A 12,223-nucleotide genomic window follows, 5' to 3' on the forward strand; every position below is an offset into this window, starting at 1 on the left:
CGACAGCGGCGCAGGCGCACGCTCAGCGCACCACCTGTCCGAACACCTCGAAATAATCGGGAAACGTCTTCGCCACACAGCGCGGATCGTTGATGCGGATCGGCAGCGGCCCGAAGGTCGCCAGCGAGAAGCACATCGCCATCCGGTGGTCATCATAGGTATCGATGCCATCGGCGGGCGTGCGCCACTGCGCCGGCGGTGCGATACGCAGATAGTCCTGCCCTGCCTCGACGTCGGCACCGAGCTTGCGCAGCTCGGCCGCCATCGCGTCGATCCGATCGGTCTCCTTGACGCGCCAGCTGCCGATATTGGTCAACGTGGTCGGACCGTCGGCGAACAGCGCGGCCACGGCCAGTGTCATCGCCGCGTCGGGAATGTGGTTGCAGTCGAGCGTGATGCCCTGCAGCCGGCCGTCGTCGCGGTCGACGCCGCGCACCTCGATCCAGTTGGCGCCCGCCATCACGTTGGCGCCCATCCGGTTCAGCGCATCGGCGAACTGCACGTCGCCCTGGATGCTGGCCAGTCCCACCCCTTCGACTCGCACCGGACCGCCACCGATGGCGCCCGCCGCCAGGAAGTAAGAGGCCGACGAGGCGTCGCCCTCGACGAAGATCTCGCCGGGCGAGCGATAGCGCGCCCGAGCCGGCAGCACGAAGCGCGACCAGCCGTCGCGGTGCACCTCGATGCCGAAGCGCGCCAGCAGATTCAGCGTGATCTCGATATAGGGCTTCGAAATAAGCTCGCCCACTACCTCGATCTCGATGCGCCCGCCCGGCGCATCGGCCAGCGGCAGCGCCATCAGCAGCGCGGTCAGGAACTGGCTCGACACATCGCCGCGTACCTGGATCGGACCGTCGATGCGAATCCCGGACGGCTGCAGATGCAGCGGCGGATAGCCCTCGTTGCCGAGGTAGTCGATGCGCGCGCCGACCTGGCGCAGGCCGTCGACCAGATCGCCGATCGGGCGCTCGTGCATGCGCGGCACGCCGGAGAGCCGATAGTCGCCGCCCTGCAGCGCGAGCGCCGCGGTCAGCGGACGGATCGCGGTGCCGGCATTGCCCATGAACAGCTCGGCCGCCTTGACCGGAAACTTGCCGCCGACGCCGGTCACCAGATGATCCTCGCCGTCCTTGCGCCACGCCACGCCCAGCGTCTTCAATGCGCCGAGCATCACGCGCGTGTCGTCCGAATCGAGCAGATCGCGCACCCGGGTCTCGCCCTCGCTCAGCGCCGCCAGCAGCAGCACGCGGTTGGAGATGCTTTTGGAGCCGGGAAGACGGACCGTGCCGGCGGCACGGGTGAAGGGGCCAAGCGTCAGATGTTCCATGGTCGGGCTACTCGGGCTACGGTCGGGTACGGCATGCGAGGGGCGGCGAGGCGGCGAACCAGCGCCGGCTGGGCGGGAATCACGACTCCACGTCGGCCGCCGCGGCACGTTCGGCGCCCCACTGCAGCCGGGCCTGGCTGGCACGGGCGAAAACGCGTTCGAGCGCCTCGCCGTTGCCGGCCTCGATCTGCGCCTTCAGATGCGCCAGCACCGACTGATAGGTATTGAGTTCGCGCAGCAGCGCCTCGCGATTGGCCAGGCAGATGTCGCGCCACATCTCCGGCGACGACGCGGCGATCCGTGTGAAGTCGCGAAAGCCGCCGCCGGCGCAGGCCAGCTTGAGCGCCGCGTCCTCGGCATTGGCCACCTGCGCGACCAGCGCATAGGACAGCAGATGCGGCAGGTGGCTGACCGCGGCGAACACCGCGTCGTGCTGCACCGCGGACATGATCTCGCAGACGCCGCCGGCGGTCTCCCACATCGCGCGCACCGCGGCGACATCGGCCCGGCTGTTCTCCTGCAACGGGCACAGCACGACCTTCTTGCCGTCGTAGAGATCGTCGAGCGCGGCTTCCACGCCGTTCAGTTCGCGCCCCGCGATCGGATGGGCCGGCACGAACTGCGCGACCTTGTCGCCCAGCGCGGTCTTGGCCGCCATGATCACGTCCGACTTCGTGCTGCCCGCATCGGTGACGATGGTACCGGGCTGCAGATGGGGCTCCAGCGCATGCAACAGCGCGAAGGTCTGCGCCACCGGCGCGCACAGCACGATCATGCTGGCACCCTGCGCGGCTTGCTCGAGCGACGCGGCGCGGTCGATCACGCCGAGCGCCAGTGCACGTTCCAGCGAGGCGGGCGAACGGCCGACACCGACCACTTCGCCGACGACGCCGGCACGCTTCAGGGCTCGGGCCAGGGAACCGCCGATCAGGCCGACGCCGACGATCACGACACGGGAAAAATGCAGGGCACTCACGACAGTACGCCGAGATCGGCGGCGGAAAGGAGGAAAACCGGCATTGTAGCCGCTCGCCGCGCCGCGGCGGGCACCTGCGGACCCGATATGGCAAACAGGGCGCCAGCGGCGCCCTGTCGGCAGGTGAACGGCGGCGGCGCTGCTGCGCCCCGCGCAAGACCTACTGCAGCGCGCGCTCGAGCGCGGCGATAAAGGCCGCGTTCTCCTGCGGCAGGCCGATCGTCACGCGCAGCCACTGCGGCAGCCCGTAGTTGCCGACCGGCCGCACGATCACGCCCTGCTTGAGCAACGCCAGATTGACGCGCGCGCCCGCCTCGTTGTCGTCGCCGACACGGACCAGCACGAAGTTGCCGTACGAAGGCACATATTGCAGGCCGAGCCGCTCGAAGGCCGCTACCAGCTGCGCCTTGCCCTCGCGATTGAGCGTCGCGCTCTTGCGCAGGAAGGCCTCGTCGCCGAGCGCGGCGACCGCCGCCGCCTGGGCCAGGCTGTTGACGTTGAACGGCTGACGGATCCGATTGAGCAGATCGGTCAGCGCCGGTTGCGCGACCGCATAGCCAACCCGCAGCCCGGCCAAGCCATACGCCTTCGAGAAGGTACGCGAGACCATCAGGTTCGGATACTTGCGCACCCACTGTACCGACTCGTACTGGTCCTCGGGATCGAGATACTCGTTGTAGGCTTCGTCCAGCACCACCACCACATCGGCGGGCACGCGGGCGAGGAAGGCCTCGATCTGCGCGGCGGGCAGGAAGGTGCCGGTCGGGTTGTTCGGGTTGGCGATAAAGATCAGGCGGGTATCGGGCGCGATCGCCGCGGCCATCGCGTCGAGATCGTGGCCATAGTCGCGCGCCGTCACCTCGATCGCGCGCGCACCGATTTCCTGCGTTGCCAGCGCGTAGACCGCGAACGAATACTGCGCATAGATGATCGACTCGCCCGGCTTGACCAGCGCGTGCGCGGCCAGTTCGAGAATGTCGTTGCTGCCGTTGCCAAGCGTCAGCCAGTCGGCCGGCACGTCGTAGCGCGCAGACAGCGCGGCCTTCAGTTCGAAGCCATTGGAGTCGGGATAGCGTCCGAGCTCGGCCACCGCGGCCGCCATCGCCGTTCTGGCCGACTCCGGCATGCCGAGCGGATTCTCGTTGGAGGCCAGCTTGACGATGCTGGCCTCGTCGAGGCCGAATTCGCGCGCGACCTCGGAGATCGGCCTGCCGGCCACGTAAGGGGAAATCGCCCGCACATATTCCGGACCGAACTGCCTGCCCTGCTCTGCCATATCGACTCCTGATTGCCTTGCTTGCGGCCCGCCCCGGGGCCCTGATATTCGCGCTTCCCTGCCTGTGTGCCTACTTGCTCGACGGATACGAGCCCAGCACCTTGAAGTACGCCGCATTGGCGCGCAGCTGCTGCAGCGCGCGCTCGACCGCGGCATCGCGCTGGTGGCCCTCGATATCGACGTAGAAGTAGTACTCCCAGGCCCCGCTGCGCGCCGGCCGCGATTCGAAGCGGCACATCGACACGCCGTTGTCGGCCAGCGGTGCCAGCAGCTGGTAGACCGCGCCGGCCTTGTTCGGCACCGACAGGATCAGCGAGGTCTGGTCGCTGCCCGAGGGCTCGGTCTCGTAGCGGCCGATCACGGCGAAACGCGTGCGATTGTGCGGATCGTCCTGGATATGCGAGCGGATGATGTGCAGGTGATAGCGATTGGCCGCGGTCTCGGCGGCGATCGCCGCCACGGTCGGGTCTTCGCTGGCCATCCGCGCCGCCTCGCCGTTGCTCGACACCGCCTGGCGCTCCAGATGCGGATAGTTGGCGGTCAGCCAGTGCTGGCACTGGGCCAGGGCCTGCGGATGGGCGCGCACCACGGTCACGCCCTTCATGTCGGGCGACGACGCCATCAGGTTGTGATGGACCTTCAGCGCGATCTCGCCGCTGATCTTCAGCGACGTTTGCAGGAACAGATCCAGCGTGCGCGACACCGCGCCCTCGGTGGAATTCTCGACCGGCACCACGCCGTACTCGACGGTGCCGGCCTCGACCGCGCGGAATACCTCGTCGATGCTCGGGCACGGCACACCGGCAACCTCATGGCCGAAGTGCGCGTACAGCGCCTGCTCGGAGAAGGTGCCGGCCGGGCCGAGGAAGGCCACTTCCAGCGGCTTCTCCAGGCCGCGGCAGGCGGACATCACCTCGCGCCAGATCGCCGCGACGCTGTCGCCGCGCAGCGGCCCCGGGTTGTTGCCCTGGACCTTGCGGATGACCTGCAGCTCGCGCTCCGGCCGGAACACCGGCGCGCCGAATTTCTTCTTCACCTCGCCGACATCGAGCGCCAGCTGCGCGCGGCGGTTCAGCATCGCCAGCAGCTCACGATCGACCGCATCGATCTGCTCGCGCAGCGGCGCCAGTTCCACGGACAGCGCGCGCTCCTGCTCCTCGGTCGGCATGGTCGGCTGCTGGCCCTGGGCAGGGGCCGCAGCGTTTTTATCTTGGTTCGTCATGATGGAAATCCCGATTCGTCACCGCACGGCGCGCCCGTCCACACAGGACCGCGTCCCCGACGATGGCGCGATTGCCGCCTCTCAGGCGGCGCTGCGCTCGAACTCGCGCATATAGTCGACCAGCGCGGTAACGCCCTCCAGCGGCATCGCGTTATACAGACTCGCGCGCATGCCGCCCACCGACTTGTGGCCCTTGAGCTGGAGCAGCCCGTTGGCGCGCGCCCCGGCCAGAAAGGCCTCGTTGCGCGACTCGTCGGCCAGGAAGAACGGCACGTTCATGCGCGAGCGGCAGCTCGGATCGATCTCGTTGCGATAGAAGTCGCTCTGATCGAGGAAGTCGTAGAGCGCGCGCGCCTTGGCGATATTGCGCTGCTCGATGCCAGCCACGCCGCCCTGCCGCTTCAGCCATTTGAACACCAGCCCGGCGATATAGATCGCGTAGGTCGGCGGCGTGTTGTACATCGAATTGTTGTCGTTGACGATGCGCCAGTTGAACGCGGACGGGCACAGCGGATGCGCGTGGCCGAGCAGGTCTTCGCGCACGATCACGATCGTCACGCCGGCCGGGCCGATGTTCTTCTGCGCGCCGCCATAAACCACCTGTACGCGCGACCAGTCGATCGGCCGCGACAGGATATGGCTCGAGGCATCGGCGACCACCACGCGGCCGTGGTTCTGGCCGATATCCGGAATCTGCTGGAATTCGACACCGACCACCGTTTCATTGGTGCACAGATGCACGTAGGCGGCATCGTCGGACAGCTGCCAGGTCGCCGGATCCGGAATGCGCGCGAAGCGCTGGTCCACGCTGCTGGCGGCGATATGGGTGGCGCCATAGCGGCGCGTTTCCTGTTCCGTCTTGACCGACCACGTGCCCGTCACGACGAAATCGGCCTTGGGCCGCTCGGGGTTCAGGCGCTGGATCAGGTTCAGCGGGACGATCGCGTTTTCGCCGATGGCGCCGCCCTGCAGGAACAGGATGCGGAATTCCTTGGGGACCTGCAGCAGTTCGCGCAGATCGGCCAGGGCCTCGTTGTGGATCCCCTCGAACTCCTTGCTGCGGTGGCTCATCTCCATCACCGAGACACCGGTGCCGTGCCACGACAGCATTTCTTCGGCTGCCTGTTGCAGCACCTCGGCCGGCAGGGTCGCCGGACCCGGGGAGAAGTTGTAGACACGTTCGGCCATGGCGCGCTGCATCATGGCGGCAAGGGCGGGATTCTGGGGATCGTTCATGAACGGAAAGAAAAATGGCTGCTTGGGAAGCCCAAGCAGCCATTATTACCTAAAGACGCATTTCATTGGCGTCCCGGCGTCGCCGGGGCGGCGCACCGGACGCCGGCGCCCGGCTTACTTCGATGCCGCGGTGACTTCCTTCTCGGCGGCATCGCGCATCGACTTGCCGACCTGCGGGCCGTACTTCTGCATCATCGAGCCCCAGATCTCCTGGGTCGCCTTGCCCTGATTGGCCATGAACTTCTGGCCGGTCGGCGACTTCAGGAAGGTGGTCAGGTCGCGGATTTCCTGCGCGGTGTAGTACTTGCCGAAGGCGTCATAGTGCGCCTTGATGGCATCGTTGCGGAACGCGTCGGTGCCGAACTGCTTGCCGGCGCCATCGACCATGCGCTGCACCGCGCCGTTCTTCTTGAGCTTCTCGACCGCGGCCTGCTTCTGCGCGTCGCTCAGCGTCTTGTTCTCGACCAGCACCTGTTCGAGCACCAGCGGCGCTTCCTGCTTGGCGCCAGCCTGCCAGTTCTCGGCCTGTCCCTTGACGGCCTGGTCGGCCTGCATCACGGACAGCAGTTCCTTGATCGCCGCGGTCTTGTCCGCGTCCTGCGCGCGCGCATGCTGCGCGACCATCAAGGCCGGAACAAAAGCAGCCAGCACAGCAATACGTCGAGTGGTGTTGAGCATTATGACTCCCTGATGAATTCGTCCGGTTTAGTCCGGTAGCGACTGGCCTAGTTCCAGCGGCCGCGCCATTGTTGCATCTGATTACGATTGAGCGCCATTGTCACCATTTGCGACATCATCGGCGCCATTGCCGGCACCATTGTCGTCGCCATTGGTGTCGGCATCGTTGCCGTCGCCGTTATCGCCATTATCGGCATCGCTCTCCACGATGCGCTGCAGGCCAGACAGCTTGGTGCCCTCGTCGACGTTGATCAGCGTGACGCCCTGGGTCGCACGGCCCATCTCGCGGATTTCGGCCACGCGGGTGCGGATCAGCACGCCGCCGGTCGTGATCAGCATGATCTCGTGCTCCGGCGCGACCAGTGCGGCGGCGACCACGCGGCCGTTGCGCTCGCTGGTCTGGATCGCGATCATGCCCTTGGTGCCGCGGCCGTGGCGAGTGTATTCCGTGATCGGCGTGCGCTTGCCGTAGCCATTCTCCGTCGCGGTCAGCACGCTGCCGACCGAGCCGGCGTCCTCGGCGTTCTCGGCCGGCGCGACCAGCATTGCGATCACGGTCTGGCCGTCGTCCAGGTTCATGCCGCGCACGCCGCGGGCCTGCCGGCCCATCGGGCGCACGTCGTTCTCGTCGAAGCGCACCGCCTTGCCGGCGTCCGAGAACAGCATCACGTCGTGCTGGCCGTCGGTGATCGCGGCGCCGATCAGGTAGTCGCCCTCGTCGAGGTCGACCGCGATGATGCCGGCCTTGCGCGGATTCGAGAATTCGGTCAGCGCGGTCTTCTTGACGGTGCCGCGCGCGGTCGCCATGAAGATGAAGTGCTCGGCGTCGAACTGGCGCACCGGCAGGATCACCGTGATCTTCTCGCCTTCCTGCAGCGGGAACATGTTGACGATCGGCCGGCCGCGCGAGGTCCGCGAGCCCTGCGGAACCTCATAGACCTTCAGCCAATAGAGCCGGCCGCGGTTCGAGAAGCACAGGATGTAGTCGTGCGTGTTGGCGACGAACAGCGTGTCGATCCAGTCGTCTTCCTTGGTCGCCATCGCCTGCTTGCCGCGGCCGCCGCGCTTCTGCGCGCGGTACTCCGAGATCGGCTGGCTCTTCATATAGCCGCTGTGCGACAGCGTGACCACCATGTCCTGCGGGGTGATCAGATCCTCGGTATCGAGCTCGGTGGCGTTCAGCTCGATCTGCGAACGACGGTCGTCGCCGAATTCTGCGCGGATCGCGGTCAGTTCGTCGGTGATGATGGTGGTAATGCGCTCGGGGCGGGCCAGGATGTCGAGCAGGTCCGTGATCGCGTCCATCACGTCGCGGTACTCCTGCACGATCTTGTCCTGCTCCAGCCCGGTCAGGCGCTGCAGACGCATCTGCAGGATTTCCTGAGCCTGCGAGTCGGACAGGCGATACAGACCGTCGTCCTGCATGCCGAACACCGGCGGCAGGCCGTCCGGGCGGTAGGCCGCGCGGCCGCCCGGCGTATCGGTCTCGGCGCGCGCCAGCATCTCGCGCACCAGCTGCGAATCCCAGGACTTGGCCATCAGTTCCTGCTTGGCGACCGGCGGGGTCGGCGCGGCCTTGATGATCGCGATGAACTCGTCGATATTGGCCAGCGCCACCGCCAGGCCTTCCAGCACATGGCCGCGCTCGCGCGCCTTGCGCAGTTCGAACACGGTGCGGCGGGTGACCACCTCGCGCCGGTGCGACAGGAAGCACTCGAGCATCTGGCGCAGGTTCAGCAGGCGCGGCTGGCCGTCGACCAGCGCCACCATGTTCATGCCGAAGGTGTCCTGCAGCTGGGTGTTCTTATATAGGTTGTTCAGAACGACCTCAGGCACCTCGTTGCGCTTGAGCTCGATCACGACGCGCATGCCGGACTTGTCCGATTCGTCGCGGATGTCGGAGATGCCCTCGATCTTCTTCTCGGTGACCAGTTCGGCGATGCGCTCCAGCAGGGTGCGCTTGTTCACCTGGTAGGGCAGCTCGTCGATGATGATCGCCTGGCGCTGGCCGCGATCGATATCCTCGAAGTGGGTACGTGCTCGCATCACCACCCGGCCACGGCCGGTGCGGTAGCCTTCGCGCACGCCCTGGATGCCGTAGATGATGCCGGCGGTCGGAAAATCGGGCGCCGGAATCAGTTCGATCAGCTCGTCGACCGTCGCCTGCGGGTTGCGCAGCAGGTGCAGACAGCCGTCGACCACCTCGTTCAGATTGTGCGGCGGGATATTGGTGGCCATGCCGACCGCAATCCCCGACGAACCGTTGATCAGCAGATTCGGAATACGGGCCGGGAGGATTTGCGGCTCGTTTTCGGAGCCGTCGTAGTTCGGGACGAAATCGACGGTTTCCTTGTCGATGTCCAGCAGCATTTCATGCGCTATCTTCGACAGCCGGATTTCCGTATAACGCATGGCCGCGGCATTGTCGCCGTCGACCGAACCGAAATTGCCCTGGCCGTCGACCAGCATATAACGCAGCGAAAAATCCTGCGCCATGCGGACGATGGTGTCGTAGACCGCGGTATCGCCGTGCGGGTGATATTTACCAATCACATCGCCGACAATACGCGCCGACTTCTTGTAAGGGCGGTTCCAGTCGTTGTTCAGCTCGTGCATCGCAAACAGCACTCGCCGATGGACAGGCTTCAGGCCGTCCCGTACATCGGGAAGCGCGCGCCCGACGATCACGCTCATGGCGTAATCCAGGTACGAGCGACGCATTTCCTCTTCGAGGGAGACCGGAAGGGTTTCTTTGGCGAATTGATCCATTGCGGCGTGGCTTATGCGGTTGAAACGCCCGCAAGCGGCGGTCGGCACCGGATGATCCGGCGCTGCCAGCGCGGCGGGTAACATGGCATTCTAACATGCGCCGCACCGGCTCCCCGCGCCCCCGGGACCACCCTCGATGCAGGCCCTGCCGATCTGCCTCGATGTCTCGAAACCCAAGCGGGACAAGGGTTTGCGGGCATCGCAAGAGGCCATGTTGCACAAACACCACAGGCCCCGAAGCCATGGATTGAATCGCATATATTTACTTCTTAGGAAACGAGCCTTGTGGCACAATTCCCCAGCGAAGAGCCAGACATTGTTCGAAGTGGAGCATTCGTCACCTCGAGCGAGAAGGTTATACTCCGAAGAATGTATGACTTGTTTTCGTCCATTTGCTCGCAGTAACCCTGCGGTGATCTCATCCTGAGAGGAGAAATATGAAAAAATTTGCCAAGCTCGCGCTCGTTGCAGCTACCGCAGTAATGGCCGCATCCGCTCAAGCCCAGACCGCGTCGGTCCCCTACGAAAAGAAGGCGGTGAACGACAACTGGGGTAACGGTACGAGCGAGTACGTGTGGAAGAATGGCACGAACGAGCTCTGCTGGCGCGATAGCTCCTGGACCCCGGCCACGGCCAATGCTCAGTGCGATGGCGCGCTGGCTCCGGCTGCTGCCCCGGCTCCGGCTCCGGCTCCGGTCGCTCCCCCGGTGGTCTCGAGCGAGAAGGTCACCTTCGCCGCTGACACGCTGTTCGACTTCGACAAGGCTGTGCTGAAGCCGGAAGGCCGCGCCAAGCTGGACGACCTGGTGTCGAAGCTGTCGGGCATCACCCTGGAAGTGATCATCGCCGTCGGCCACACCGACTCGTTCGGCACCGATCGTTACAACGATCGCCTGTCGATCCGCCGCGCCGAAGCCGTCAAGGCCTATCTGGTGAGCAAGGGCGTGGAAGCCAACCGCGTCTACACCGAAGGCAAGGGCGAGCGTCAGCTGAAGGTCGATCCGAAGTCGTGCAAGGGCAACCGCACCGCTCAGATCGCCTGCCAGCAGCCGAACCGCCGCGTGGAAGTCGAAGTGGTCGGTACCCGCAGCGCTCGCTGATCGGTCCCGCTCCACGGCGAAAAAGCCCAGCGCAAGCTGGGCTTTTTTTCGTCCTGCGTTTGGGTTTGGCGCCCTTGCTCCGCCCTCTGTCCATTGGACACACCGCCGTCGGCTCGCCTCGCGGGGCGCATTTTGTTAGAGTTGCCCCAATTCCTAATGTCCCGCGCTCCGACGCGCGCGCCAGATTCATGACGCCGACTTCCCCCGTGATTCACCCCACCGTCGAGACCCACCAGATTGCGCGTAATGCCGATCTGAAGGAAATCGACAAGTTCAGCGAAATGGCCCACCGCTGGTGGGATCCGAACAGCGAATTCAAGCCGCTGCACCAGATCAACCCGCTGCGGCTGGGCTGGATCGACAGCATCGCCGACCTGCGCGGCAAGCAGGTGGTCGATATCGGCTGCGGCGGCGGCATCCTGTCCGAAAGTATGGCGCGCGCCGGCGCGACCGTGCGCGGCATCGACCTGTCGACCAAGGCACTGAAGGTCGCCGACCTGCACAGCCTGGAGTCCGGCGTTGCGGTGACCTACGAGGAGATCGCCGCGGAAGCGCTCGCGGCGCGGATGCCGGCCAGCTTCGATGTGGTCACCTGCATGGAAATGCTGGAGCACGTGCCCGACCCGGCGTCAATCGTACGGGCCTGCGCCACGCTGGTCCGCCCCGGCGGCCATGTCTTCTTCTCGACCATCAACCGAAACCTGAAAGCCTATCTGCTCGCGGTGATCGGCGCCGAGTACGTGATGAATATGCTGCCGCGCGGCACGCACGACTATGACAAGTTCATCAAACCCGCCGAACTGGCCCGCTACGCGCGACAGGCCGGTCTCGATCTGGTGGAGATGCGCGGCATGGTCTACCGGCCGCTGTCGCAGGTCTACGAACTGAGCAGCGATACCGACGTCAACTACTTGATGGCCTTGCGCCGCGCCGCCTGAGCATGCCGACCTTCGACGCTGTTTTCTTCGATCTGGACGGCACGCTGGCCGACACCGCGCCCGATCTGGCCGCCGCCGCGAACCGCCTGGTGGTCGAGCATGGCCGCCCGCCGGTCGACTACGCGCTGCTGCGCCCTGTCGCCTCGCACGGGGCCCGCGGGCTGATCGGCGCCGCCTTCGGCAAGACGCCCGACGACCCCGACTTTCCGGCACTGCGCGACGCCTTCCTGAACTACTACGAAGCCGATATCGCGGTGCAGACCCGCCTGTTCGACGGCATGGAAGAGGTTCTCGCTGCACTCGAGTCCGCCGGCATCCCGTGGGGCATCGTCACCAACAAGATCGCCCGCTTCACCACGCCGCTGGTCGATGCCATCGGCCTGGCACCGCGCGCCGCCGCAGTGGTCAGCGGCGACACCACGCCGTATCCGAAGCCCCACCCCGCCCCGCTGCTGCACGCGGCGCAGATCAGCGGCGTCGACCCGTCACGCTGCGCCTACGTGGGCGACGACCTGCGCGACATTCAGGCCGGCAAGGCGGCCGGCATGGCCACGATCACGGCGGCCTACGGCTACTGCGGCGAGGGCGAACCGCCCGAGCGCTGGGGCGGCGACCATCTGGTCCGGCATCCAGGCGAGTTGATTCCGCTGCTCACCGCCGGCGTTGCCGCACCCTAGGGAACCGGCGCGCACGCCCGGCGT

At 66.0% G+C, this 12,223-nt stretch carries 10 protein-coding genes; 3 read left to right on the forward strand and 7 right to left on the reverse strand.

Going from position 1 to position 12,223, the window contains the following annotated elements:
* Nucleotides 1-22 precede the first annotated feature (22 nt).
* The 7 genes from aroA to gyrA form a co-directional block, all read right to left on the reverse strand.
* Nucleotides 23-1,327: a 3-phosphoshikimate 1-carboxyvinyltransferase gene (gene aroA, locus J5T34_RS03435; RefSeq protein WP_208578605.1), complete on the reverse strand. Its 1,305-nt coding sequence runs from the start codon at nt 1,325-1,327 to the stop codon at nt 23-25.
* Between the two features lie 79 nt (nt 1,328-1,406).
* The gene (locus J5T34_RS03440) at nt 1,407-2,303 is read right to left on the reverse strand and encodes a prephenate dehydrogenase (RefSeq protein WP_208578606.1); all 897 of its coding nucleotides are present in this window, start codon (nt 2,301-2,303) and stop codon (nt 1,407-1,409) included.
* A gap of 160 nt (nt 2,304-2,463) precedes the next feature.
* Nucleotides 2,464-3,579 (reverse strand): histidinol-phosphate transaminase, encoded by a 1,116-nt coding sequence (gene hisC, locus J5T34_RS03445; protein WP_208578607.1) that lies wholly within the window; start codon nt 3,577-3,579, stop codon nt 2,464-2,466.
* A gap of 70 nt (nt 3,580-3,649) precedes the next feature.
* A complete protein-coding gene (gene pheA / locus J5T34_RS03450; RefSeq protein ID WP_432207624.1) occupies nt 3,650-4,801 on the reverse strand; it encodes a prephenate dehydratase in 1,152 nt (383 codons plus the stop codon).
* 81 nt (nt 4,802-4,882) lie between these two features.
* A complete protein-coding gene (gene serC / locus J5T34_RS03455; RefSeq protein ID WP_208578608.1) occupies nt 4,883-6,037 on the reverse strand; it encodes a 3-phosphoserine/phosphohydroxythreonine transaminase in 1,155 nt (384 codons plus the stop codon).
* 114 nt (nt 6,038-6,151) lie between these two features.
* Entirely contained in the window at nt 6,152-6,715 is a 564-nt protein-coding gene (locus J5T34_RS03460) for a DUF2059 domain-containing protein (RefSeq protein ID WP_208578609.1), read from the reverse strand.
* An 81-nt stretch (nt 6,716-6,796) separates the two neighbouring features.
* Nucleotides 6,797-9,484: a DNA gyrase subunit A gene (gyrA, locus tag J5T34_RS03465; protein WP_208578610.1), complete on the reverse strand. Its 2,688-nt coding sequence runs from the start codon at nt 9,482-9,484 to the stop codon at nt 6,797-6,799.
* 437 nt (nt 9,485-9,921) lie between these two features.
* Here gyrA and ompA point away from each other — a divergent pair, with 437 nt between their 5' ends.
* From ompA to gph, 3 genes are all read left to right on the forward strand, one after another.
* Nucleotides 9,922-10,584, forward strand: a complete 663-nt coding sequence (gene ompA / locus J5T34_RS03470) for an outer membrane protein OmpA (protein ID WP_023265125.1) — start codon at nt 9,922-9,924, stop codon at nt 10,582-10,584.
* 188 nt (nt 10,585-10,772) lie between these two features.
* Complete coding sequence (ubiG, locus tag J5T34_RS03475) at nt 10,773-11,522, forward strand: bifunctional 2-polyprenyl-6-hydroxyphenol methylase/3-demethylubiquinol 3-O-methyltransferase UbiG (RefSeq protein ID WP_208578611.1); 750 nt, start codon at nt 10,773-10,775, stop codon at nt 11,520-11,522.
* Between the two features lie 2 nt (nt 11,523-11,524).
* Complete coding sequence (gph, locus tag J5T34_RS03480; RefSeq protein WP_208578612.1) at nt 11,525-12,199, forward strand: phosphoglycolate phosphatase; 675 nt, start codon at nt 11,525-11,527, stop codon at nt 12,197-12,199.
* Nucleotides 12,200-12,223 lie beyond the last annotated feature (24 nt).

Origin of the sequence: Cupriavidus gilardii (assembly GCF_017598945.1) — a bacterium.
Classification (GTDB): Bacteria; Pseudomonadota; Gammaproteobacteria; order Burkholderiales; family Burkholderiaceae; genus Cupriavidus; species Cupriavidus gilardii_E.